The sequence below is a fragment of the Paenibacillus vortex V453 genome (assembly GCF_000193415.1).
Taxonomy (GTDB): Bacteria; Bacillota; Bacilli; order Paenibacillales; family Paenibacillaceae; genus Paenibacillus_AQ; species Paenibacillus_AQ glucanolyticus.
The window spans coordinates 83505-109553 of sequence record NZ_ADHJ01000020.1 but is presented as its reverse complement, the minus strand read 5'-3'; the positions used below and the strand labels follow the sequence as shown (position 1 = coordinate 109553).

Sequence of the window (26049 nt, the reverse complement as noted above, 5' to 3'; positions counted from 1 at the left end):
AAAAAAATATTTATATCATCAAAAAACGAAGTCCAAATGGCTAAAGCTGGTCCGCTTAGTCTTCCCAAATTCTCCAAACAAAAAAGAACGCCCATCGACGCCCTTTTTTAGAATTGATGATATAGACCGCAACCAGAATGTACAACTTCAAGTTACAGGATCATGCCGCTAAGCACAAAATAAAACGTTCATAACAACGTGCATGACCGTTACGGGGATCGTTCCCTGTGAACGGGTAAACACGCCACCCATCATAAAGGCCACGCTATGATTTTATCATACGCCTCTATCATGATGGGATCAACTGGACATTGATTGATTAGTCCACCGGCTGAACCACATTCAGCAAAAATGAACTCCCGTTCAAAAAAGCATGAATATAGGCTAAAGCATAGATCTGCTCACCCTTCAAGCCATCCGTCTCCCTTGGATTGGAGGCGTGATGGCTATAATTCTCCATCATAATCATAATGAAAAAACATTCCAAAGTCCGAATGAAATCTGACTCCAGCTTCCGCACGCTCCTATAACCTTCAATCACCTTATATCGCTGCTTCGGAACTAGTGACAGCATAACCGCCGCCAGATCATAAAGAAAATAACCGAAGCCACATCTGCCAAAATCAATCGGTTGTGGACACTGTCCTGCAAACACGATATTCCCCAAATGTAAATCGGCATGAATGAGACCATAACTTCCATCATGAGCGGTCATAGCGTTAAGCTCTGATAAAACCTTCTCAGCGGCACGCTGATACAGTGCCCAAGAAACTTCTGACATAAAGGTTTCTGCGTATCGCTCCAGCTTGGCAACAGCTGTTCTATAGCTGTCTATCCCCCATGTGGGGCTAGTAAAAGCAGAAGGCCAATCAAAACCGATGGCTGCTTCGTGTAGTCCCGCAATCATAGCCCCAACCTGAAAAGCTTGAACCTCTGTAAGTTTATCGATGACATGCTCGCCATCCATCCACCTCATGATAGTGACATAGGGAGATCGGAATCCTCGGTCCGTGTCGATCTTCATCACTCTTAACCCATTGGAAGCGACTACACCTGTCGGTACTGTGATTCCTGTTGCAATAAGGACATCCAGAAATTGAAGTTCCGATTCGATTTCATTCCTGCTCCATCGGTCTGAATGAATCCGCAACAAATATGTTTCTTCCAAGTTAGTCCGGATTTGATATGTAATGGTATCCGATAGGCCGATAAATTTAATGCCAACCCATTGCAAGTTATAGGACTGAAGTGCAGACATGGCAACCTTCTCAGCTCTTGCAAGCAGTCTACCCCGCTGTTCTTCGTTTTCAAATTGAAAAAAATCATCCACGGTCTCACCTCTCCTTAATTCGTTACAACGTTCCTGACTTATTATACTGGCGCAGTCCTGCCTAGCCTATATAACAAATGGATTGAAAAGATTTTTATTGGCATAGCAAAAAGCCACATCAGAATCGAGTCCAATGTGACTTGTCATTACTTGTTTTTGGTATATACGATTTTTTTGATCGAATCGCAGGATAGACAAAATTGAGAAGAAAGCTCATCGATCGTGGTACCCGAAGCAAACTTTTGCCGGATTTCCAGGTTTCTCGTTTTCAGATATACTCGGCTGCCGGAATTTTCTCCCCATTTCTTGCGCAATCCTTCAGGTTTCGGGATGTACACCATCCCGCCCTGTACATATTTCTGAACTTCCTTTAGCAATTCTTCTGGAAGTATAATATCCGCGTTTATATATTTCATGGTAAGCTCTGCTCCTTAAAATTAAAATAAAGGTTTTAAGGATGCAAAGTCCATTAGATAAACGGCCTCTCTACACGAGGTAATCAGGCGGCAACTTTCTTATCGCTCCATGCAAACAACCGCCGTTGTTCATCAAATAGACTTTGCATAGAGCTCATCTGCAATCTTCCCTTCATAATCATGCCCCTCCCTTCAAAATAATGACATTCCGACTGGTTATGACCATTATAACCGATCATACGCCGAAATCGAAATGAAGTTGTTCATGTTCCCGGTTTCCGCCCTTCTTCAAACCACTATACGTGTAAAAGATTGCATCAGCTCTTTCACCGTTTTGACATAATGGGTTGGCTGACATGCCGTCAGCTTGTCCTCTGATCCATATCCATAACCAACAGCCATACTGTGTACCCCGCAGTTAAAGGCACCAATCAGATCATGCTTCCGGTCTCCAATCATCACGGCGTCCGAGGTTTGGATATGGCATGTATCCAGAACGTACTGGATAACCTCGGTTCTGTCGGATCGGGTTCCGTCAAGCTCAAGTCAAATCCTTGATCTGCAGAAGATCACTGATGATATAAGTAGGACGATGATGATCATGCAAAACCTTGCCTCGACGATTATAATAGCAAAAATCAATGCCGGCACGCGCAGCTCCTTCATAATCATCCGTGAGTGAATCCCCTATGTACAATACCTCACTCGGACTTAATGCCAATTCCCTCAAGGCCATCTCAAAAATCAACGGATCCGGCTTCCAGCACTTCACCTCGTCCGAGATGATAAAGGAGTCAAAATAATGAAACAAGCCCCCTGTCGTAAGACGCTGGCGCTGTGCTTCACCTATGCCATTGGAAATCACTCCAAGCGCAAATTTTCCATGCAGATGCTCCAGAATCAAATCGGCGTTAGGCTCCTTATGATCAGAACCGCAAAAGAATCCCCAGTATGTTTCCGAGATCTCCCTGAACTGATTGAAATCCCGCTTCAAACCCAGAAAGGTGTCCGTGAACGAATGCTCCAGCACCTGTCTGATATCGTGATTATTCCGGGTGCGGTTCATCCAGTATTGGAAGTTAATCGGACCAAAGACACTCCAGAACTCATCCCAAGTCAGATCCTCATGCAGTCGGTAATGTTCAAGCGCTTGCTGCATACACGTCTGCTCGCTCTGATTGTAATCCAGCAGCGTGTTATCCAGATCAAAAATAATGGCTTTATATTTCATGTCTCTCTCTCCTCACATCCGGTTGCAGTAAATAGATGAATTCGCTGATGCAGGAATATTCTCCTGCTTCTGATAGCTCCTGTCTGCACATCCCATTTTCAACTATATAAAAAAACAGCCATCAATCCAATTCAAATAGCGGATAACAAAAAAAGCACGTCCGATATGGACGTGCTTCATCTATCTTCCGATTATTCCTGAATTTCTGCGTATAAGCTTTGGCATCCTGCGCTGTGCGTACACGATTGCGGCTCCATTCGAGCAAGATACGGTCGATATAGCGGAAATGAAGCTTGCCCGCAAATACCGCTTCCTTCAGAGCTAACAATATCAACTCGTCCGGATATCGGTCCGCATCGACCCAACCGGAGATGGTCTCCAGCTCCATGGGCGATAAGGGACGGCCGAACTCTTTTTCGAATATCGAGAACAAATTTCGTTCTTCCTTCTCAGGCGTTGACTTCTCCGAGTCCGTTCCTTTGCCGGAAACCGGACGGGCATTTAATAGCGGGGACGCAAACGTGGTTCCATCAGCGCTCATCTCCTTGCCCTCTTCAGCCAGGCAAGAAGCGAGCCTCTCATACAATCCATTCAGATTGTAGCGCTCATAATGAATCCCCTGTGTCTCGTCCACATACTCATCAATGCCGAGCAGCCCTTCCTTCATCAAGCGCTGCAGGCTTGTGGCGATGAAAGAAGCCGGAGCTCCCGTTACGTCCGAAAGCTCCTCCAGCGAAGGAAACGTCTTGAACTCCACCTGCTGATATCCGATCAGATGTATGAGCAGCATTGCTTCACGGTCGCTTAAACCGATGGAACGATAATACCGAAGCAACGCGTAAGGGATAAGGGTCATCCCTTGGCTCATGCCGGCAGCTGCGCCCGCTGCCCACCCTTTCACGCCTGTGCCAGCGTTGCCGTGGTCCATAGACTCACCTCTCACAGCTTACGGATACAACCGGTACAAGGTCCGTGGGAACGGAATTGTCTCACGTACATGATCCAAACCGCAAATCCAGGCAACGGTGCGCTCCAGACCTAAGCCAAAACCGGAATGAGGGACTGTACCGTATTTACGCAGATCCATGTACCATTGATACGTTTCCATCGACAGCTCATGCTCCTTGAAGCGCTCTTCAAGCAGCTGCGGATCGTCTATCCGCTGCGAGCCGCCGATAATCTCGCCATAGCCTTCCGGTGCGATCATATCCGCACACAGCACCACTTCAGGACGATTCGGATCCGGCTTCATGTAGAATGCTTTGATCCCTGCCGGATAGTGTGTTATAAAGACCGGCTTATCATATTTCTCCGCGATAGCCGTTTCGTGTGGTGCTCCGAAGTCCTCACCCCAAGGAATATCGAAACCTTGCGTATGCAGGAATTCAATTGCCTCGTCGTACGTAATTCGAGGGAATGGTGCCTGTATCGCCTCAAGCTTGGAAATGTCGCGACCGATCGCCTCAAGCTCCTGACGGCAGTTCTTGACTACGGATTGCACCACATAACTAATGAACTGCTCTTGTACCTGAAGGCTCTCCTCATGGTCTGTGAAGGCCATCTCAGGCTCAATCATCCAGAACTCGATCAGGTGACGACGGGTTTTGGATTTCTCGGCACGGAACGTAGGACCGAAGGAGTATACCTTACCGAGTGCCATAGCAGCGGCCTCCATGTACAGCTGTCCGCTTTGCGTCAAATAAGCATCCTCTTCAAAATACTTCGTATGGAACAGGTTTGTTGTCCCCTCCGCCGAAGTTGGTGTCAAAATCGGAGGATCCACAAGGGTAAATCCGTTCGTGTCAAAATATGCTTGAACCGCACGGATGATTTCGGCGCGGATCACCATAATTGCCCGTTGTTTCTGTGTGCGAAGCCACAGATGACGATGGTCCATCAAATAATCGACACCATGCTCTTTAGGGGTAATCGGATAGTTTTCCGTAAGATGAATAATTTCAATGCCGGTAACCGTCATCTCGTAACCCGACTGACTGCGCGGCTCTTCACGTATCACACCCGTCACATACAAAGAGCTCTCTTGTGTCAGGCTTTTCGCGTCATCCCATACCTGCTCGGATACTTCGCTCTTCACAACAACACCCTGGATATATCCCGATCCATCGCGAAGCTGCAGGAACTGAATCTTCCCGCTGGAACGCTTGTTGTTAATCCAGGCGCCGATCGTGACGGTCTCACCGACATGCTGGTTGACGTTACGAATCACACTTTTGGTGGCCATGCTTAAATCTCTCCCTTATATCACTACTATTTAACGGTTAGAAGCTTGTACGATACGATGCGTATCCCGAGCAATAACCAATTCCTCGTTGGTAGGAACCACGAGAACCTCTACCTTGGAATTCGCCGTTGAAATACGACGCGGCTCGCCGGAAAGAATGCTGTTCAGCTCCTCATCCAATTCTACTCCGAGATAGGTAAGCTGCTCAAGCACTCTTTGACGAAGAACGATCGAATTCTCGCCAACCCCCGCGGTAAACACGATAACGTCCACACCGTTCATTGCCGCAGCATAAGAGCCGATGTATTTACGAACACGATATTCATACATATCAAAAGCCAATGTCGAATTCGGATCGCCCTTCTCCATGCCTTCCGTGATCTCGCGCATATCGCTGCTGATTCCGGAAATCGCCAGCAGTCCGCTGTGCTTGTTCAGCATCGAGTTTACTTCATTGACCGTCAATTCTTCCTTGTTCATGACAAACGGAACGATTGCAGGGTCCAAATCACCGCTGCGGGTACCCATCATCAGACCTTCCAGCGGGGTCATGCCCATGGAGGTATCGATAGATTTTCCGCCTTGAACAGCTGTCAGGGAAGCGCCGTTGCCGATATGACAGGTAATGATCTTCAAATCCTCGAGCGGGCGGTTCAGGAACTCTGCTGCTGCCTGGCTGACATAAGCATGGGATGTTCCGTGCGCACCGTAACGACGTACTTTGTATTTATTATAAAGAACTCTCGGAATAGCGTATAGATACGATTTTTCCGGCATGGTTTGGTGGAATGCCGTATCAAATACAACCACCTGCGGCACGCCCGGCATATTCGTTTCTGCAGCCTTAATTCCCATCATGGACGCCGGATTATGAAGCGGAGCCAAGTCAAACAAACGGCGAATCTCGGCTTTTGCATCGCTATCTACAAGCGCGGACGCTTTGAAAGATTCACCGCCATGGACCACGCGGTGACCGACAGCCTGAATGTTCTCGATGGAGTCAATAACACCATGTTCTTCATTCGTCAGCATGCCAAGCACCTTGCGGATGGCCGTTGTATGCTCCAGAATTTCGCTAACCTCGGTTACGTCCTGTTTTCCGGTCGGCTTATGGGTCAAAATGGAGGAATCCATACCGATCCGCTCAACCAGCCCTTTGGCCAGTACGGATTCATCTGTCATGTTGTACAATTGATACTTCAGTGAAGAGCTGCCTGCGTTGATTACGAGAATATTCATACCCGGTCACCATCCTTGTCGTACTTGAAAAAGCCTTCTCCGGTTTTGACGCCCAGTTGTCCTGCGCGAACCATTTTCTTCAAGACAATCGATGGACGGTATTTCAGCTCGCCATACTCGCGGAACATCCGCTCCAGCGCCGCAAGAATGGAATCGAGACCAAAGCGGTCTGCCATCTCCAGCGGCCCGTGCTGGAAGTTATAACCGATTCTCATCGCATCGTCGATATCTTCTGCCGAAGCCACACCTTCTTGAAGCAGATGCATCGCTTCATTGATGAGGAGCGTGATCATGCGTGTTGTAACGAAGCCTGGGGATTCATAAACCATGATGCCTTTTTTATCGGACACTTCCTCGACAAAGCGTTTCGTTTCCGTGAACGTATGATCGGAAGTTTTCAGACCGCGGATAATTTCAACCAGATCTACCTTGGAAACAGGATGTATGAAGTGCATGCCAATAACACGCTCAGGATATTTGGTAGAGCTGGCGAGCTCCGTCAAACTAAGCGTGGATGTATTACTTGCTAATATCACATGGCTGGGACATACTTGATCCAGCTGTGTAAACACTTCTTTTTTCGCTTCCAAGTCCTCTATAATGGTCTCAATCACCATATCGCAGGTGCTAAGCTCGGCAAAATGAGTTACTTTTTGAATCCGGTTCAGTATCAGTTTCTTCTCTGCTTGGGTAATTCCCCACTTCTCCAGCTGTTTATCTAGACTGGTCTCAATCATTCGGTATGAATAGTCCAGTTTCTCTGGAGTTTTCTCTACGAGCAGTACGTCAAGACCCTTTGCAGCCAGCATCTCCGCAATGCCCTGCCCCATAGTCCCGCCGCCTACAACGCCGATTTTTTTGAAGTACATGGTTTCTACTCCACCCTTTCCTTATCTCTATACTTTATTGTACCCCATTTGTCGAAAAATACAGTTTAGAGCACAAAGTATAATAATATCTTAGCACGACAAAAAAGTAAAAAAAAATAACCAGCATAACAATTTATGCTGGTAAAAGCGCGTTTTCACGAAATTGACAACGAAATTGTTCTCCCGAGAGGATTTCTTCCTTCAACAGGATGTCAAGAGAATTGTCGAATATTGGCCGATTCTGTTCCAAGAGGCTTTTCGTTCGGTTCATTAACTCTTCCAGAATCATATTATTCTCTTTCATTAACTCTTCCGTAGTTACCATATTCATATTGATGATGCCGAGCGCCGTCAGTCCTGACTTCATCATCGTCTCTACGATGTTAAGCGATTGCTCAAAGTCATTGCTGGAGCCCGTGCTTCGGCCCCCGTAATAAATCTCCTCGGCGGCGGCACCGCCAAGCGCTATCATAATCTGCTCTTCCAGGAACGCCTTGGTATACAGGTATTGTTCCTGTTGCGGATTATGCCTAACATAACCAAGTGCTTTACCACGCGGACTCAATGCTACTTGCTTGACACTGCCGGGACGCACAAGCTCTGCCATAATAGCATGTCCCAATTCATGGATGGCAACGCGCTTCTTCTCTTCGAAATTCGATTCTCGGTCCGAGCGTTCACCCATCATCACTTTGTCAATCGCCATGGATAAATGGCGCTGATGGATAAACTGCTCATTCTCACGCATCGTATAGATTGCAGCTTCATTCATGACACTCTCCAGCTGTGCGCCGGAAAAGCCATAGGCTTCCTCCGCGATTTTGTCCAAGTCGACATCCTCATGCAGCGGCTTGTTACCCGCATGGAGATTCAAGATATGTGTACGCCCCTTCTTATCGGGCAGATCCACCTGAATATGGCGGTCAAATCGTCCTGGACGCAGCAGTGCACTATCCAGCATTTCTTTGCGGTTCGTAGCAGCTATAACCAGTATACGCGGAGTATCCTGAGAATAAATGCCGTCCATTTCAGTTAACAGTTGATTCAGTGTCTGGTCATATTCACGCTGCTGGCCGCCTTCACGCTTGCCGCCAATCACATCAATCTCATCTATGAAAATGATCGCATTTTGTTTGTTTTCTTTTGCAGCGCGGCTTCTGGCATCCTTAAACAGATCCCGGACACGACCGGCACCAACCCCGACATACATTTCAACAAACTCACTGCCGGATGCAGCAACAAAGATAGAATCCGTATAATGGGCAGCGGCTTTGGCCATCAGGGTCTTCCCTGTTCCCGGAGGCCCGGTAAGAAGAATGCCCTTCAACGGACGAATGCCAAATTTCTTAATATCTTCATGACGAATGAGAAAATCCAGAGCCTCGCGGAGTTCTTGCTTGGCATTATCCTGCCCGCCGATTTCTTCGAATGTCAGTTTGGCCGGTCCGCTCTTCTTTCGCTTGCGTTCATTACCAGCCCCCACCGCGATGCCGCCCTTCATCTTTGCAATAAACAGTAGCGTACCTACGAGGGCCGCAGCAATAAACAGAGGCACGACGTTGACGCCTACAAACACGAGGAATACCAACAAAACCGGGATAAAACCCAGCATGATCTCTTTAGCCAGTTTAGGCATGGTTCCAAACCCCCATTTTACCCGGTTGACGCGGCAAGATAATAAATTTACCAGACTTCCCATCCGACAAGCTGACATAAACATTGGTGTCATCAATGGTTGCTTTCGCTTTTAAGTTCGTGGACTCGCCAGCCAATTGCTCAAGCGAAGATTGGATATCGGTGTACTGCTTGTTGTCCATCGCTTCTGCAACGGATAACATCGCCTGCTCCCACCATTGGTCCAGCGCTTCCGAGGAATGCTCCTCCACCTGGATTTTCAGCTCACGCTGCCCAATTACAGATTTGCCTTCTTGCTTTATATGCTGCACAAGCCCCTGCAAATTCGTTTCCGGAGCCAGATCAAGTTTCAAAGTAACCGTATCCTGTTTAATATCTATATGAGAACTCTTCACACCATCATACTGCGAAACAACATTTGCTAGCGGGTTATGCTGTGCCATCTGCCGATACAGAAACCATCCACCAAAGAGGACCGATGCTGAGATCACGACAGTCAGCACGATAGGTACAATGCGTAGTTTCATGAAGTTCCTCCTTAAAATCTTATATAGTTTTTGTCTATCATTTTCTTTGTATATAATGACATGTAACAACGATATAATACGATGCATGTAGTTTGTATGCTTAATTTGTACAAATATGAGTATATCACATTTTATATACTTTTTCATGCGTATCTGTGAAAATATTTAGAACAGTTTTTCCATTTTATTTATTGTAAACGTTGTCAATTGTTGTGAAAAAAAGAGGCATCCCGAAATTGATAGGGATGTCTCTCTTTATTTTTCTACTATTGATTTGGAAGAATAATGTCATTGCCGATCGGATTTCCATCTTGGAAACGATAGAATCGATAGCCCCGCTGACCATTGCTTTCGTACTGGAGCTGCCATACAAACTCATTTTCATACATACCCGGCAGCAATCTCTTAATGGTTGCTCCTGGCAAATCATTGTGAATCTGATCCAGTATTTGTGCTTCTGACATTCCGGAACTCAATAAGACAGACTGCACCGCATCGGCACCGTCAACCGGTACATTATCATCGGTGAATTTCACCCAGACCATTCGGTCCTGATTGTCTTTATCCTTGCCGCTGACAACCCAGTAATTGTTGTCCTCGCCCCACACCGATTTATAGGTCTTTCCTGTCGAAACCAAACCGCCATGCTGTTTGGAAGCGTTGATTGCCATTCTCTCTTCATTCCAAGTGTCCTTCATGACATGCGAATAGTAGAGCTGCAGACCTAGCAGCAAGAGCAGCACTCCGGATACACTTAGCAATATCCACTTCGTTTTTTTCTTCAATCCGTCTTCCTCGCTCCCCTTGATTATTCCCTAGAGGGTTGTAAGACGCTCAAATGCAGACTGGGCTTCCCGGCGAATACGTTCCTCGTCGAGGGTAAGGCTGGCGCCATTTTTCACTACCTGCTTGCCGTCAACCCATACATGCTCTACATCCTTTGCACTGGCTGAATAGATCGCATGGGACACATAATCGGTTCGAGGAAGGAAGTGCGCCTGATCTGTATTCAACGCGATCATATCCGCCTTCATGCCGACGGCAAGTGTGCCTATATCTTCAATGAAAGCCGATTTGGCTCCATACTCCGTACCCATCCGCAGTGCTTCGGCTGCTGGAATGGCCGTAGGATCACCGCTTACCCCTTTATGGATCAATGCAGCCAGACGCATCTCTTCAAACATATCCAGATTGTTATTGCTCGCTGGTCCGTCGGTACCCAGGGACACGGTAACGCCGGCTTTCAGCAGTGCAGGCACGCGCGCTATACCACTGGCAAGCTTCAGATTACTGCCTGGATTATGAGAGACCGCGACTTGATATTTAGCCAAAATCTCGATCTCTTCATCAGTCAAATGGACGGCGTGCGCCAGAAGTGTAGGACGAGAGAACATGCCCAGCTTCTCCAGATGCGCAACGGGACGGAGTCCGTAGTCATTCACATTCTGGGCCACTTCCGTGTCCGTTTCCGACATATGTGTATGCAGCGGCAGATTCAAATCATGGGATGCTTGGACGAATTTTTCAATTAGATCCGGTGGACACGTATACGGTGCATGCGGCGAGAGCATCGTTGTGATTCTGCCATCGGCTTTGCCGTGCCAGTCCTTCGCAAATGCAACCGCCTCATCCAGTTTTTGCTGCTGAACCTCAGGCGGACATAATCCGATAACGCCACGGGTCAGGACACCGCGCATTCCTGAATCCTCTACCACCTTCGCAACCTGGTCCATCTGATCATACATATCCACAAAAGTTGTGGTTCCGCCCTTGATCATCTCCAGCACGGAAAGAGAGGCTCCCCAGTAAACATCATCGGCCGTGAATTTGGCTTCCATCGGCCACATTTTTTCCTGCAGCCATACTTGCAGCGCCAAATCGTCTCCATAACCGCGGAGCAGTGACATGGCAGCATGTCCATGGGTATTTACCAAACCAGGCAGGAACAACAGATGTGTGCCGTCGATAATCTCGGTTCCTTCCTCTACCGGCGGCTGTTCCTCACCAAGATAGGTAATGCGGTCATTCTCAACAACCATGTATCCACGAAGAACGGATCTTCCATCCTCAAGCACAGCAAAAGTACCGTTCTTAACCATCCACTTCGTTGTCGTCATGTGAAGCTTCCTCCTTACCGTTGTCCAAATAATAAGCCAAGCTCTGCAAATCGGTTGTAAAATCGGCCGTATGAATACGGATATGAGGTGGAGCTTTCAGGATGGTTGGCGCAAAATTCAGAATCGCTTCGATGCCTGCTGCAATAAGCTGATTAGCTACGTTTTGCGCCTCAAAATCCGGAACGGTAATAATCCCGATACGAATGCCGTATTCATGTACGGTTTTCTCAAGCTCTTCCATCGGCTGAACCGTCAAGTTGTTGATTTTCATACCAACTTTGGGGGAATATGAATCGAAAATAGCCACAATCTTCATATTATCCTTCAGGAATGCATTGTAATTGGATAATGCATGTCCAAGATTACCGGCTCCAACCAATGCTACATTAATCTTCTGGTCCAGCTTCAGAATCTGGCGAATCTTCTCAATCAAATAGGAAACATCATATCCGATCCCTTTCCGTCCAAAATCACCGAAATACGCCAGGTCCTTACGAATTTGAGCAGGATTCAGATCCAGTTTCTGCCCCAGCTCCTGGGATGAAACAGTTGAGACCTCCCGCTTCTGAAGCTCATTCAAATAGCGCAAATATACAGGTAATCTGCGGACCACGGCTTCCGAAATTTTTTCCGATTTCATGCATGCTCCCCCTAGTAAAGGTTAATAACTACATCTCTTGCATTTTCATTCTTCGTTTAGCTATCATTCATCGGATTGGTTATCTGCCCCAACCTCGACCTCTTCCTGAAGCCATTCCGAGATGCGTGGAACAATTCCCTCTGTCGGCATATGCTCCATCTTAGGTCCTGGCAAGGAATATAAGAAATATTTCCCGTAATAGGATTCAATCACCCGGGTATCGTATACAATCACGATCCCTTTATCCTGTGCCGTCCGGACCAGGCGGCCAAACCCTTGCTTGAACCGAATAACCGCTTGCGGAACGGAAAGCTTCATGAAGGGGTTCTTTTTCTGCTGCTGCAGCAGTTCACTCTTGGCTTCCACCAGCGGATGATTCGGCGGCTGGAAAGGCAGCCGTACAATAGCAAGACAGGTCAACGCCTCGCCCGGAATGTCGACCCCTTCCCAGAAGGAGCTGGTGCCAAGGAGCACCGATGCGCTGCTCTCCTGGAAGCGTCGAATCATCTTGGTTCGACTGGTCCCGTCCATTCCTTGCCCCAGCACCGCAATGTCGCTTAATGCCAATGCTTCCTTCAGTGGCTCATGCACCTGACGCAGCATCCGGTAAGAGGTGAACAGAACGAGCATCCTTCCATGGGTAGCGATCGCCGTTTCGGCCAGTGACTGCACAAGTGTGTTCACAAAGAGGGCATCCCCGACCGATCCCTTCACGCTCGGAAAATCACGCGGAACGACAAGCAGCGCTTGTTCTCTGTAATTAAACGGAGACGGCAGCTGAACCGTGTTCAGATTACCGGCGTCAGCCGCTTCCTGAAGACCCAGATTCTCGATCATGAACTGGAACGATTTATCCACCGACAAGGTAGCCGATGTCAGAATGACGCTTTGTTTTTTATCAAAAAACAATTCCTTTAAATGAGTGCTTACATCAACAGGCACTGCATAGAGCTGCAGCGATTTACTGCGGAAATTGCCATTAGCCTCCATCCAGTATACCGTACCCTCATCATTAAGAGCCATGAAGGAGCGCAAGTCCTCACGGTGAGCGGCCAGGTCTTTAAACAGTCCGGACAGATCCGTAAGCAAGCTGTCTGCACTGTAATCATCCAGATCTTCCTTCATTTCAGCAATCAGCTTGTCACCCTTGCGCACAACGTCACCCAGGGTCACATGAATCTGATGCTCCAGCTCCGCCAGCGATTGCCAATCCTTCGGTTTCTTGAGAGGCGATAACCGAAGTGAGAATTGGCCCGCTTCTCCTGGAGATGCATCCCCGCGTTCCGGCAGCAGTGCAAACAGCTGATCGCTAAGACGATCCCAATTTTCTTTGGCCGTGATGAGATCTGGATACATACGGTCAATGACAGAAGACCATTCTACGGCCTTCTCATGCGGTGAAGCCTGAAGCAGCTGGCGAAGCGCGGGAAGCTGTCCGCTGCGGCTGTCCTTGTACATCCGGGTCAACGTATGCACAACCGTAAAATATTTCATTTGCAAGCCAAGGTGCTTGCCCGCAACGTCCTCAAGATGATGTGCTTCGTCAATGACGAGGCGTTCATAACTCGGCAGCAGCTGATGATTGGCTTTAACGTCAGTGAACAGCTTCGAATGGTTCGTAATGACCACGTCGGCAACGCTCGCTTCATGTTTGGCCCTGTGATAGTAGCATTTGCGGAACCATGGGCAGGCACGTCCAAGACAGGAATCCGAATCGCTGGAGATCGTCTCCCAGAAATCTCCGCCACGGCCGCCGAGGTTCAGCTCTTCATCGTCGCCGTTTTCTGTCTGTGTCAGCCAGACCAGCATCTGTGCTGCAATGATCACATCTTCCTTCGGCGAATGAAAATCTCTTCTATTTATTTTATGTTCAAATTTTCTCAAACACAAATAATGTCCTCTCCCCTTAAAAATAGCTGCTTTAAAGGGAAAAGGAACAACCTGAGTGAGCAGCGGTATATCCCGGTCACGCAGCTGTTCTTGAAGATTGATTGTATGCGTGCTGACCATGACCTTCTGTTCCTGCTTCACACTTTGATAGATCGAAGGCAGCAAATAGCCGAGGGACTTCCCTGTTCCCGTGCCTGCTTCAATCAACAGATGTTTATTATCATCCAGTGCCTGCATCACTTCTTGGAACATCATATCCTGAGCGTCTCTGCTCTCGTAATGAGGCAGCGTTTCCTTCAGACGGTCCCGGACATCGCTCATGTACTGTTCGAAGCTCACATCAGCCAGTGGGTTCGGCTCCGATTCGTCCCTTGCGGGTGCAATATCGTTCCAATCATCAACAGCCAGCGCAAACTGGCGATAATACGTATGGGTATCTCCGCCCTGTACAGCTTGGAATTCCCGTTCCGCCCGGATTCCGTCAAAGAACCAGGCCAAATCGCTATCCTCATCAGCAAAAAGATCACTTAACCGTTGAATGGTCAAGAGCGGAAGCTCATCGATCTCCTCCAGACATTTCAGCAGCGCATAGGCCGTTGCAAGTGCATCGCTGTCCGCTTGATGCGGACGGTCATGCTCCAGGCCGAAATGGGAAGACACCATTCCAAGCTGATATGAAGAAAGCGAAGGGAAGCATATTTTCAAGAAGTGCATCGTATCTAGAATCCGACCGCTGAACGGTAAATAGCCACAGCGATCGAGTGCATTTTGCAAAAAATTAAAATCAAAAGCTACGTTATGCCCAACCAATACCACATCGTCGAGCATGGGCACAAGTTCCATCATCATTTCCTCTAGGGATGGAGCGTCCGCTACATCGCTGTCAGAAATACCGGTCAAACCGGTGATAAACGGAGGGATTGGAATCCCGGGATTGACATAAGTGCCGTACACGCGGGATATACTTCGATCCTCTTCGATGATGGCCAGTCCGACCTGAATAATCTCATCTGCAGACTGGTTGCCCGTGGTTTCAAAATCCAATACGGCAAATTTCATTCGACTAAATCCCTTTCCTCCAGACTAATTAACAGCATACCAGAAGTTGCGGGTTTTGAACATTCCGGGTAAAAAATCCCCTCACCCTCCCCTTCCTGCTTCACACGGCAAAAAGCGATGCCAAAGTCTCTTTAGAATGAGCTCTGGCATCGCTTCTTGTTAGGCTTTTTCTTCTACAGCAAAGAGATCAGTTGGCTGCCGTACTGAAGTTCACCGCGGTTCTTCTTGCAGACCTCCAGATTAATAATGGGATCGGGCAGAGTCGGATCGCTGTGAATTGCCAGTGCGAAATTTTCTTCGGCCTTCCCTTGTTGTCCATTCAATACCTCGATGCATCCAAGTGCATTGTAGATCATCGCCCGGAGCTTCTTGTTATCTGCCAGCGGCAGAATGGACATCAATACATCAGATGCCTGAGCTGTCTGCCCCATATAAAGATGGGACATCGCAATGTACAGCTTGATCAGAAGGCTCTCCGGAAATACCACAGCGGCAGCCCCAAACTGCTGTATTGCCGGCTGGAACATCAACAACTTGTAATAACCTTGGCCACGGATAAAAGCATCAAGCTGCAATTCAGGCGCTTCGGTCGGCGGAAAAACCGGGGGTGATACGGCATTTTCGCGGAAAATGGCCATCTTCTCTTCAAATTGGAGCCACTCCTCGATAATTGCTTCACTCATGCTTTTGAGCATGTTCCAGTTTTGTACCAGCGCCTGTTTTTGGGGACCTTGTGCAGAAGGGTAATGCTTCACAATTTCATCTAACATGTTGTTCATTTCAGCGAATACATGTTGAAACATAGCTGCATCCCACCCTTAGCGGAAAAATGAGATCAGTGCATCGACCTGAACTCATTTTCTGTAGAAGTCGGTCTTTTCATCCCTTTGGGCTTCCGTCACATTTTGGCTCTTAGAGAACCGCCGCGTGGACTTCGCGATACTCCGTCGTAACCGGCTTATTCATTTCGTCGACAATCACAACCGTAGGCGTATGATGGTCGTATTCCTCTTTGGACATCATGGCATAAGAAATGATAATTACATTGTCTCCAGGTTGAACAAGCCTTGCTGCGGCGCCGTTCAGGCATATAACCCCGCTACCGCGTTCGCCTTTGATAACGTACGTTTCCAAACGGGCGCCATTGTTATTGTTCACGATTTGAACTTTTTCATTCTCCAGCAAGTCTGCAGCCTCCATTAAATTTTCATCAATGGTAATGCTGCCCACATAATTCAGATTGGCTTCCGTCACCGTAGCCCGGTGGATTTTGGATTTCATCATCGTTCTAAACATGGGATCCCCCTACTTTTGGTTGGATTAGCGCATTGTCAATGAGACGAGTTCTGCCGAAGCGCACAGCCAGCGCCATAATTACCGGGCTGTCTCCATCAACCATACGATAAGAATCTTCCACTGGAACAAGTTCCGGGAATGTGAGTAATTCTGCATATTCAATATCGGCCAGTGGGGAACGGGATATATATTCTCGAAGATGTGCACGGATCTCTCCTGCCGTTGCCGCCTGCCCTTGCTGGATTGCCTCCTGAGCCGTCCGCAGTGAACCTGACAGCACAAGAGCCTGTTCCCGCTCTTCCGGCTTCAAATACACGTTCCGCGAGCTCAGGGCCAGACCGTCGGCTTCACGGATGATGGGACAGGGCACGATGGTGACATCCATGTTCAAATCCCGTACCATTTGTTCAATGACAGCCACCTGCTGCGCGTCCTTCATCCCGAAAAAGGCGTAATCCGGTTTTATGATATTGAACAGTTTACTGACAACGGTGGTTACGCCATCAAAATGCCCGGGGCGGGATGCTCCGCACAATAAAGACGTTATTTCCGCTACGGAAATCTTGGTTTTTGTTGGCTGCGGATACATTTCCTGTACAGCTGGAATGAACACCACGTCTACGCCTTGCGATTCCGCCAATGCCACATCACGTGCTTCATCTCGCGGGTAGGTTTCGAAATCTTCACCGGGACCGAACTGTATCGGATTGACGAAGATGCTGATGACCACCGTTCCTGACATTTCACGTGCTTTACGCATCAGACTAGCGTGTCCTTCATGCAAATAGCCCATCGTCGGCACAAGACCTACCGGTCCGTAACCGGATTGCTGGCGATCCTGAATTTCGGATCTCAATTCCGCAATTGTGCGAATCACTTTCATGAAGTCGTGCCCACCTTTTCCTTGGTACCGCCATATAATGTCGTTTCTACCACTGCTTTAGTCTCTGTTTTGAACACATGCTCTTCGGCCGGGAATGAGCGGTCCTTCACTTCCCTAACATACTGTGAAATGCCATCGCGGATGATGGTCCCGACATCAGCGTAGGTTTTAACGAAGCGTTTGTCCCGATAAGGGGACGCATATTTCAATATATCATGGTATACCAGTACTTGACCGTCACAATAACGACCGGCACCAATGCCAATGGTTGGTATGCTCAGCACTTTGGAAATTTCGGCTGCTGTTTCTTCCGTCACCAGCTCCAATACAACTGCAAATGCACCTGCGGCTTCAAGTGCCTTCGCGTCATTCATGAGCCGCTCGGCATCAAGAGCATCCTTGCCTTGTATGCGATAGCCGCCAATCTGATTCACGGATTGAGGCGTCAGCCCGATGTGCCCAAGTACCGGAACACCGGATTGTACAATACGTTTGACGGTATCGGCGATTTCTTCGCCACCCTCCATTTTCACGGCATGCGCATGGCCTTCCTGCATCAACCTCCGAACGCCTCGCAAGCTTTCATCAATGCCCCCATGATAGGTCATAAACGGCATGTCGGCTACGATAAAGGTCTCTTCCGCCCCCCGAGCAACCGCGCGAGTATGGTATACCATATCATCCAGCGTTACAGGAATCGTTGAATTGTAGCCCAGCACTACGTTGCCAAGCGAATCGCCTACCAATATCATATCGATATCTGCTTCCTCCGCCAGCTTGGCAGAAGGATAATCGTACGCGGTCAGCATCGTAATCGGTACGCCCTTCTTCTTCATGTTTTTCATTTTTACAATGTTTAGTGCTTGTTTGCCTGCCATTGTGACACAGCCTCCCTGTGTAATTTAGTTAAACACAATAAAAAAACCTTTTAGCACGACCGCTAAAAAGTCCGAAAGGCAAAAAAGAGTCACTCGCGATCGTCCCTTCTGTCTCGGTCCTTTCGGCTCAGAGCAGAATCCAACGTAACCGGCATAACAGTTATGAAGGTGTTCTATAACATGTTTCTTGCAAAACTTGCGCAGAGTGCAATTCGCTGTTCACGATACCGCCTCTGGCTATAGTATAACAAAATACCGCTGCAATTTCACCATGTTTGATTTACCTGGTATTAAAAAGAATATCTCCAGAATAAACAGGTATCGTCTCATTCTCGTTATTCCGCACCAGCAATGACGCCGTCCTTATTGAGGCCTGTAGCGATTCCAATGAAACTGTCTCGCATCGTCTGGACACGCACCTCCCGACCGATTGAGCCTGACAATGCTTCCCAGAGCGATGAAATCGGTTCGAATCCCTGCTCGTTGTACAGTTCATACAGAACTTCCATCTCCGCCATGATGGTTTGAATCAATTCGGTTCGATTGATGGTTTTACCGCCAGCCATTCGAATCGAGGTTGCAACGTCACGCAGCTCTTCCGGAAAATCCGTCTCCTTCAGATTGGCGCTAATTCCGATTCCTGCCACGCAGTAACGGACTCTTTCATCTTCCGTAGCAGACTCCAGCAGAATCCCGCAAACCTTCTTACCCTGAAACAAAATATCGTTAGGCCACTTGATATCCGTCTTTATTCCAGCGGATTTCATGATGGCTCGGCAAACCGCCACGCCCGTCAGCAAGGTCAGCTGCTGGGTTAAATGCAGCGGCTGTTTCGGCCGTAGTACGAGGCTCATCCATATTCCCTTGCCCCGCGGGGAATGAAATCTCCGCCCCATTCGGCCGCGCCCGCCCGTTTGTTCTTCCGAGATGACTAAAGTGCCTTCCGGTGCTCCCTCTTCAGCCAACTGCCGGGCGTCCTCTTGAGTAGAGGTCGTTCTGTCCAATAACTTCACTTGCTTGCCTAGGACTTTACTGGTCATCCCCGCTTCCAGTTGATCCACACTCAGCTTGTCCGGCGATTCCATCATGCGATAGCCGAGTCTCGGGAGAGCTTCAAAATCATAACCCAAACTTCGCAGTTTATTAATCTGCTTCCATACAGCCGTCCGACTTATGGACAGCTTGCGGCTTATTTCTTCTCCTGACAAAAACTGACCGGAATTCTCCTGAAACATTCTCAGCAGCGAATTGTCTTGATCATGATCCTTCATTATTAATTACCACCCGCTTTGCTTCATTAATCAACGATTCCTTATCGTTGTTAATTAGACCTGCCGCCGCCTTCTCCAGCAGTTCCCCGAGAAGTTCGCCAAGCCAGGCTCCACCGCGCTTGTCCAGCGCCAGCAGCAGCTCGCTTCCCGTAATATTCAGATCCTTCAGATTTCGAATCTGAAGCTCCTGCAGCCAGCCCTCAAGCTGCTCCATCACGGCCGGCGATACGGTCGCCGCTCCGGTCCATTCCATAGCCGTCTGCATCTGCAGCCAGCTATGAGCCGCTTCCGCCCCGTGAGCAAGAACAAGCTTGATCCACGTCAGCCTACCGCTCTGTTTTTCTTTTTCTTTTTCTTCATTGACCTGTGCATATGATTCGTGAAGCGCCAGCAATTTCACAATCGCTTCCCGCTGTTTATTGGAAAATGTCCATGATCTCAGCAGTCTCTCAGCTTCCTGGGCCGAAATGCCGCAGGCAAGCAGCAGCAGCGACCAACGGATGGACGAATGCTCCGGGGCCGTCCGATGGATGGCTTCCATGATAGGAACATCATGCCCCGTGTACGGAAAAGGGGCTTTCATTCGTGAGTAAAGTCCGCTGCGGAGAAACATTTCCAATCCCCGTAATGGGGTTGGTCCGGTCATGATTTTCTCAAATTCACTGCGAATTCGCTCCATGGCAATCCAGCTTAGGGTATCTCTCTCCGATAGAATTCCCTTCCAGGTATGCAGGGCAATGGAGAAACCAAACACCGAAGCGAAGCGAATACAGCGAACCATACGCAGCGCATCTTCACGAAAGCGAAGACGGGCATCGCCGACACAGCGAATCACTTGTTTATCAATATCCTCTCGTCCGCCAAACGGATCCACCCAGGAACCGTCGATGCCTCTGGCCATGGCATTCATCGTAAAATCGCGCCGCGTCAAATCTTCCTTCACATCTCGGACAAAAGCGACCTCGGTCGGATGCCGATGATCCTCATACCCGCTCTCCACCCGATAAGTGGTCACTTCGAAAGCCTGACCTTCCATCAGCACTGTAACGGTTCCGTGCTTGATGCCTGTAGGAACCACTTTCGGAAAGACAGAGCAGGTCACTTCCGGCAAGGCCGAGGTCGTAATATCCATATCGCTGACCCTGCGCCCCATGTATTCGTCACGGACACAGCCTCCGACCCAGTATGCTTCATATCCATGCTGAAGCAGAGTGCGGATCACGTCCGCACTCCGCTCAGCCATATTTGGGTCTGCGTTGCGCCATTGTACTGAATTAAACATCTCTGCCATAGTATTCCCGTTCCTTCACCCGAAAAACAACGAGAGGGTAAGCTTAGCCACAGACCGGCTTCAGCTTGCCTACCTCCCGTCCCAACACTCGGTAATATATTTCTTCATATTTGCCGCGGATTAACTCATTACAGAACATTTTGCTGGATCGCTGCAAACATGCTTTCCGCAGACGTTCGCTCAGTGCTTCATCCTTAAATATCTCAAGCACATGCTGAGCCATTGAATGCGTATCTCCGATCGGAGCCAAATATCCTGTCTCGCCATGCGTAACCAATTCAGGGATTCCGCCTGCTGTGGAACCCACGGTGGGTACCCCACAAGCCATCGCTTCCAGAGCAACCAGACCGAAACTTTCCTTTTCCGAAGGAAGCAGCAGTACGTCGGCCATGGATATTACGTGGGCAATCTCATCTTGCTTGCCAAGAAAATGGACCTTGCTGCTGAGTCCCAGCTCATTAATCCGGCATTGGATCTTCGGCAGCTCAGGCCCTTCACCGACAAGCAGCAGCTTGCTTGGGACCTGTTCCTGTACCTGTGCGAATATCTCCAACACGTCGCCTACTCGCTTCACTGGCCGGAAATTAGAGATATGCATCACAATCTTTTCATCCGGATCGGCATAGTCTCTGCGTAGAGACTCCGAATCCCGAGGATAGTACACCCTAGGATCAACGAAGTTGTAGGTCAGGTCAACATCTCGGCTTATATCAAGCAGTTCCCGAGTCTCTCGGATCAGATCCTGAGAAACAGCCGTAACCGCATCACTCTCATTAATCGCGAGCCGGATTAGATCCTTCAGCGATTCATCCTGTGCCAGCACGGTAATATCCGTCCCATGCAAGGTGGTCACGACTTTAAGCTGATCCCCGACCATCTGCTTCGCCAAGAAAGCACATACCGCATGCGGCACCGCATAGTGGACATGAAGGACGTCAAGTTGCTGCATTTTTGCCACCTGCGCCATTTTCGTTGCTAGCGATAGATCATATGGCGGGTACCTAAACACATAATAATCGTTCACTTCAACTTCATGATAAAAAATATTTTTATGAAAAGTCCCTAACCGGAACGGGATGCTATGTGCTATAAAATGAACCTGGTGACCTTGCTCGGCCAGAAGCTTTCCAAGCTCCGTCGCCACCACCCCGGACCCGCCCAATGAAGGATAACAGGTAATTCCGATTTTTAATGGTTGTTGATTCATGTCAGGCCTCCTTTACCTACGCCTCTATATATTATGCCTGCTTGGAGCCGAATAGATGAACAACATATGGACTTTTACAAGCAAAACCTTCTGCATAAGGAATAAGCCTGCGCGCTCCAAGCAACGAATCCCTGGCCCGCACACGCTCTATGTATCCCTCTGTCAAAGGGGTAGAGACTGCATCCTCTTCAGCCTTCTGGAATTGGGAACGGTAACAAGACAAGGCTTGCTCTTTAACTCCGTAATAATCCGTAACGTCAACGACCAAATCCGCTCTTCCTATGTCATTGATGAAATAAAAATAAAGCTCGTCCACTTTGACCGGTGAGTGCTCCGGCATATAGCGTCGAAGTTTTGCATTGAACACCGCTTCTTCTACCAAACGACTGCAGGCCACATGATCGGGATGACGATCTTCCCAATAGGGTGCAAACACAACCGAAGGAGCAAACCTGCGGATTTCTGCTGTCACCAGCTCAATATGCTCAGGTGTGACGAATAAACCTCGATCCGGCAATCCCAGATTCGTACGGACCTTGAGATCCAGCACACTGGCAGCATGATCTGCCTCTGATTTGCGAATGGAGACCGTTCCATTGGATGACATCTCTGCCTGCGTCAGGTCACAAATCCCGATAGACAGTCCTGCCGCCGCATGCTTCGCAATCGTTCCTGCCATTCCAATCTCGGCATCGTCTGCGTGTGCCCCGAAGATTAAAATATCCAGCTTGCTGTTCATTAGCTGTCCACGCCCGGTTTGTATTTGTGCACAAGCTCTCTCCATGCAAAATCCCCGCGGTCCAGCGCTTTGACGAGAATTTCTGCAGTGGCTACATTGGTTGCAAGCGGAATTCCCTGCACGTCGCATAAACGAAGCAGCGCGTTAATGTCCGGCTCATGAGGCTGTGCCATCAAGGGATCGCGAAGAAATATAATTAAATCCATTTCGTTATCCGCTACGAGCGCTCCAATCTGCTGGTCGCCGCCAAGCGGGCCCGAAGCAAAGCGATGTATGCTGAGCTGGGTTTGTTCCATAATACGGGTACCTGTCGTGCCTGTGGAGTACAGTTTATGATCTTCAAATACACTTTCATATGCAATAACGAAATTGACCATTTCCTCTTTTTTACGGTCATGAGCGATAAATGCAATATTCATAGTCATTTCTCCCCTATGTTAGTCAATAAAATGATCAAATCCATAGACCAAGCCGGTATAACTCATTACCTTCTCCATTGCCATCTTTACACCTGGCATATAAGCTGCACGCTCATAGGAATCATGACGGATCTTCAGACTTTGACCGTATCCTCCAAAAATAACTTCCTGCTGCGCGAATACACCCGGCAAACGGACGCTGTGTATGCGGAAGCCGTTATAATAACCGCCTCTGGCACCTTCAATTACTTCCTCTTCCTTCGGATTGCCTTGGCGAATTTCCTCACGGTTCTGTGCAATCATTTCTGCTGTTTTTATCGAGGTGCCGGACGGAGCATCCAGCTTCTGGTCGCCATGGGTTTCAATAATCTCAACATGTGGCAAATATTTTGCCGCTTGGGCAGCAAACTTCATCATGAGGATGGCTCCAATGGAGAAGTTCGGGGCAATTAAACCGCCGATATTCTGCTCCGCACACTGCTTGTCCAACTCTTCGATTTGCTCCGGAGTGAAACCGGTTGTGCCTATAATCGGACGCACACCATGCTTAATAGCCAGCGCCGTGTTGCTGTAAGCAAATTGTGGAGTTGTAAAATCAACCATAACATCCGGTCTGGATTCAACCAGCGCCATTTCCAAATCGGATGTTACGCGGATGCCGCAGGCTGGCAGACCAACAAGTGTCCCTGCGTCTGCGCCTGCATCAGATTTTCCTACGGCTGCTACCAGTTCCAGTTCCTCATCACCTAGCACCAGCTTCACAACTTCTTTACCCATACGGCCGCCGGCACCGACGACCGCTACTTTCATTTTGTTTGCCATCTACATTTCCTCACTTTCAATCCGATGCTGAATCCTGCAAATATGATCTCAAGCGCTGTTTAAGCTCCTCCATAATATACTGAAGACCACTTTCCTGAGGATACAGCGCAATGACTTCTTTAAGCGTGGATATGGCAAGCGCGTGCTCGTCGAGTTCACTATAGACAAGGGCCAGCCATACATACGCCTGAGCATATAAAGGGTCCATCGCTACGGCTGATTTCAGATGCGATATGGCCTGATACAGCTCCGTCTTGGTGACATCCTTGCGGTTCTCCACCATTTTCCGGGCTCGCTGCACCAGTTCTGCAGCCTTAATATGCTGTAAATGAACACCATACTCCGGTTTGTCAGGCTGCAATCTTACGGCTTCTTCCGCGTGAATGATCGCCATACCCAGCTTGTTGCTTCTGCCATAGGTGATGGAGCATCGGTAGTGGACTTCAGCATCTCCGGGATTAGCGGCAATCGCTTGCTCAAACCAACGCAACGCCTCGTCGAAATCATTTTGAAGGATGCATCGATATGCTTTTTGTATATAGCTTTCAGGTTTCACTGGCTGTCCCTCCCCACAGCGGGTTTGGTACAGCATATGTAGCAGCAGCCTAATCGGTGTTTATTTTCGTCCAACGATCGGCATCACGCGTCGAAAATTTATGCATGACTTTATTATGGGCCTCCGCCAGATCAATGCCAAGCGAATTGGCAAAACAGATGGTGATAAACAGGATATCTCCAAGTTCCATTTCAATGGAATTATCCGCTTCATCCGCTTTCTTCGGCTTCTCGCCAAACTGATGATTAACCTCTCTGGCAAGCTCGCCGACCTCTTCCGACATCCGGGCCATCATGGATAAAGGACTGAAATAACCTTCCTTGAACTGTGATATATATCGATCGACTTCCTGCTGCATTTCAGCCATTGATTTTTCCAAGATTCCGATAACTCCCTTCACTGCGCAGTAAGCTTCCAACATGAAGTCTTCAGCAGCTTTCACTTGTCGTCAGGGCGACAGGTTTTAAACCTATGTTATCGTAAAGCCCATTTGAAAACAAATAATTTTTTATTGCTGCAACATTATCGGCACATACTAGTTAGGGATACGAGTTAACCAGACATACGGATACAGTCCACTACAGGAAATTCAGGAGGTCTTATGAGAACATCCATGTTGATGCATCAGCTTCGAACGATGATTCCAATCATCATCGGTTCTGCCATATACGCATTCGGTCTGCTCTATTTCATCATTCCGAATGAACTCATGGAAGGTGGAGTCACCGGCATTACCGTCCTTCTCAATTACGCCTTCAACATTTCCCCGTCCATCTCGACCATGGTATTAAATATTCCGCTATTTTTGGTTGGTATGAAAATCCTCGGAAAGCGCCAGTCCATCTATACGGGTCTCGGTATCGCCTCATTAACCCTGTTCCTCTGGTTATTCGAGATGCTGATCAATCGGGGATATATTGTGCCGTTTCGGACAGAGCATGATTATATTCTCGCGTCTCTCTATGCAGGCGTAACGCTTGGGGCTGGGCTCGGCATTGTGTTTCGATTACGGCGGAACCACCGGCGGCTCCGATATTATCGCCAGAATCATTAATCGCAAGTTCGGCTTCAGTATGGGTCAGATCATACTGTCACTTGATATTTTGATTATCGGGCTTTCGTTATTCTTTATCCCGCTCGAACGGATTTTATATACCCTGGTTGCCGTGTTCATTGCTTCGAAGGTCATCGATTTTATACAGGAGGGTGCCTATGCTGCCAGAGCTTTTACCATCATTAGTGATCATGCCCCCGAGATCGCCGAACGCATCACCATCGATATGGAACGCGGGGTTACGCTTATTCCCGCCATCGGTGTCTACTCCAAACAAGCCAAACATATGGTTTACTGCGTAGTGTCCAGACAGGAGATCCGCCGACTGACCGAAATAGCCAAATCCATTGATCCTCGTGCGTTCATGATCATTAACGATGTCAATGATGTCCATGGGGAAGGATTTAAAGAGGAATAGCCCGGTTTGCACCGGGCTGC

25 protein-coding genes and 2 pseudogenes are annotated in these 26049 nt (G+C 48.4%); 1 reads left to right on the top strand and 26 read right to left on the bottom strand.

What is annotated here, in order from left to right; translation table 11 throughout:
• Positions 1-319: 319 nt before the first annotated feature.
• From PVOR_RS12385 to PVOR_RS12260, 26 genes and pseudogenes are all read right to left on the bottom strand, one after another.
• Entirely contained in the window at positions 320-1330 is a 1011-nt protein-coding gene (locus tag PVOR_RS12385) for a phosphotransferase enzyme family protein (protein ID WP_006209536.1), read from the bottom strand.
• 146 nt (positions 1331-1476) lie between these two features.
• Positions 1477-1746: a CD3324 family protein gene (locus PVOR_RS12380; RefSeq protein WP_006209534.1), complete on the bottom strand. Its 270-nt coding sequence runs from the start codon at positions 1744-1746 to the stop codon at positions 1477-1479.
• Positions 1747-2034: 288 nt separating this feature from the next.
• Positions 2035-2253: an HAD hydrolase-like protein gene (locus PVOR_RS29585; protein ID WP_076152917.1), complete on the bottom strand. Its 219-nt coding sequence runs from the start codon at positions 2251-2253 to the stop codon at positions 2035-2037.
• 34 nt (positions 2254-2287) lie between these two features.
• Entirely contained in the window at positions 2288-2977 is a 690-nt protein-coding gene (locus PVOR_RS12370; protein WP_006209531.1) for an HAD family hydrolase, read from the bottom strand.
• 121 nt (positions 2978-3098) lie between these two features.
• The gene (locus PVOR_RS12365; protein WP_006209530.1) at positions 3099-3905 is read right to left on the bottom strand and encodes a DnaD domain-containing protein; all 807 of its coding nucleotides are present in this window, start codon (positions 3903-3905) and stop codon (positions 3099-3101) included.
• 18 nt (positions 3906-3923) lie between these two features.
• Entirely contained in the window at positions 3924-5219 is a 1296-nt protein-coding gene (asnS, locus tag PVOR_RS12360) for an asparagine--tRNA ligase (protein WP_006209529.1), read from the bottom strand.
• A gap of 30 nt (positions 5220-5249) precedes the next feature.
• A complete protein-coding gene (locus tag PVOR_RS12355; protein WP_006209528.1) occupies positions 5250-6458 on the bottom strand; it encodes an acetate/propionate family kinase in 1209 nt (402 codons plus the stop codon).
• A complete protein-coding gene (locus PVOR_RS12350) occupies positions 6455-7327 on the bottom strand; it encodes a 3-hydroxyacyl-CoA dehydrogenase family protein (RefSeq protein ID WP_006209527.1) in 873 nt (290 codons plus the stop codon). Before PVOR_RS12350 ends, PVOR_RS12355 begins: the two co-directional genes overlap by 4 nt.
• A gap of 133 nt (positions 7328-7460) precedes the next feature.
• Positions 7461-8963, bottom strand: a complete 1503-nt coding sequence (locus tag PVOR_RS12345) for an AAA family ATPase (protein ID WP_006209525.1) — start codon at positions 8961-8963, stop codon at positions 7461-7463.
• Positions 8956-9489 (bottom strand): hypothetical protein, encoded by a 534-nt coding sequence (locus tag PVOR_RS12340; protein WP_006209523.1) that lies wholly within the window; start codon positions 9487-9489, stop codon positions 8956-8958. The genes PVOR_RS12345 and PVOR_RS12340 overlap by 8 nt, the downstream gene beginning before the upstream one ends.
• 266 nt (positions 9490-9755) lie before the next feature.
• On the bottom strand, positions 9756-10274 hold the full coding sequence (locus tag PVOR_RS12335; protein ID WP_006209522.1) for a cell wall elongation regulator TseB-like domain-containing protein: 519 nt from the start codon (positions 10272-10274) through the stop codon (positions 9756-9758).
• Positions 10275-10304: 30 nt separating this feature from the next.
• On the bottom strand, positions 10305-11606 hold the full coding sequence (locus tag PVOR_RS12330; RefSeq protein WP_006209521.1) for an amidohydrolase: 1302 nt from the start codon (positions 11604-11606) through the stop codon (positions 10305-10307).
• A complete protein-coding gene (locus tag PVOR_RS12325) occupies positions 11581-12246 on the bottom strand; it encodes a redox-sensing transcriptional repressor Rex (RefSeq protein ID WP_006209520.1) in 666 nt (221 codons plus the stop codon). The genes PVOR_RS12330 and PVOR_RS12325 overlap by 26 nt, the downstream gene beginning before the upstream one ends.
• Before the next feature lie 63 nt (positions 12247-12309).
• On the bottom strand, positions 12310-15195 hold the full coding sequence (dinG, locus tag PVOR_RS12320) for an ATP-dependent DNA helicase DinG (RefSeq protein ID WP_006209519.1): 2886 nt from the start codon (positions 15193-15195) through the stop codon (positions 12310-12312).
• Positions 15196-15368: 173 nt separating this feature from the next.
• Positions 15369-15974 carry a hypothetical protein gene (locus PVOR_RS12315; RefSeq protein WP_231888042.1) on the bottom strand — a complete coding sequence of 202 codons (606 nt, stop codon included), beginning with the start codon at positions 15972-15974 and terminating at the stop codon, positions 15369-15371.
• Between the two features lie 133 nt (positions 15975-16107).
• Positions 16108-16491, bottom strand: coding sequence for an aspartate 1-decarboxylase (panD, locus tag PVOR_RS12310; RefSeq protein ID WP_006209517.1), 384 nt, complete (start codon positions 16489-16491; stop codon positions 16108-16110).
• Entirely contained in the window at positions 16484-17374 is an 891-nt protein-coding gene (gene panC / locus PVOR_RS12305) for a pantoate--beta-alanine ligase (protein WP_006209515.1), read from the bottom strand. Before panC ends, panD begins: the two co-directional genes overlap by 8 nt.
• A complete protein-coding gene (gene panB, locus PVOR_RS12300; protein ID WP_006209513.1) occupies positions 17371-18252 on the bottom strand; it encodes a 3-methyl-2-oxobutanoate hydroxymethyltransferase in 882 nt (293 codons plus the stop codon). Before panB ends, panC begins: the two co-directional genes overlap by 4 nt.
• 280 nt (positions 18253-18532) lie before the next feature.
• A pseudogene (locus PVOR_RS12295) lies at positions 18533-19523 on the bottom strand (biotin--[acetyl-CoA-carboxylase] ligase).
• Positions 19510-20814 (bottom strand): CCA tRNA nucleotidyltransferase, encoded by a 1305-nt coding sequence (locus PVOR_RS12290; RefSeq protein ID WP_006209511.1) that lies wholly within the window; start codon positions 20812-20814, stop codon positions 19510-19512. The pseudogene PVOR_RS12295 and the gene PVOR_RS12290 overlap by 14 nt, the downstream one beginning before the upstream one ends.
• A gap of 43 nt (positions 20815-20857) precedes the next feature.
• Complete coding sequence (gene bshA, locus PVOR_RS12285; RefSeq protein WP_006209510.1) at positions 20858-22021, bottom strand: N-acetyl-alpha-D-glucosaminyl L-malate synthase BshA; 1164 nt, start codon at positions 22019-22021, stop codon at positions 20858-20860.
• Positions 22022-22052: 31 nt separating this feature from the next.
• On the bottom strand, positions 22053-22760 hold the full coding sequence (gene bshB1 / locus PVOR_RS12280) for a bacillithiol biosynthesis deacetylase BshB1 (RefSeq protein ID WP_006209509.1): 708 nt from the start codon (positions 22758-22760) through the stop codon (positions 22053-22055).
• Entirely contained in the window at positions 22760-23179 is a 420-nt protein-coding gene (gene mgsA / locus PVOR_RS12275) for a methylglyoxal synthase (protein ID WP_006209508.1), read from the bottom strand. The genes bshB1 and mgsA overlap by 1 nt, the downstream gene beginning before the upstream one ends.
• Before the next feature lie 18 nt (positions 23180-23197).
• Positions 23198-24001: a 4-hydroxy-tetrahydrodipicolinate reductase gene (dapB, locus tag PVOR_RS12270; RefSeq protein WP_006209507.1), complete on the bottom strand. Its 804-nt coding sequence runs from the start codon at positions 23999-24001 to the stop codon at positions 23198-23200.
• 16 nt (positions 24002-24017) lie between these two features.
• Positions 24018-24557: a tetratricopeptide repeat protein gene (locus PVOR_RS12265; protein WP_006209506.1), complete on the bottom strand. Its 540-nt coding sequence runs from the start codon at positions 24555-24557 to the stop codon at positions 24018-24020.
• A 49-nt stretch (positions 24558-24606) separates the two neighbouring features.
• Positions 24607-24936, bottom strand: a complete 330-nt coding sequence (locus PVOR_RS12260) for a nucleotide pyrophosphohydrolase (protein WP_036637038.1) — start codon at positions 24934-24936, stop codon at positions 24607-24609.
• A 222-nt stretch (positions 24937-25158) separates the two neighbouring features.
• Here PVOR_RS12260 and PVOR_RS12255 point away from each other — a divergent pair.
• Positions 25159-26029: pseudogene (locus PVOR_RS12255) on the top strand (YitT family protein).
• Positions 26030-26049 lie beyond the last annotated feature (20 nt).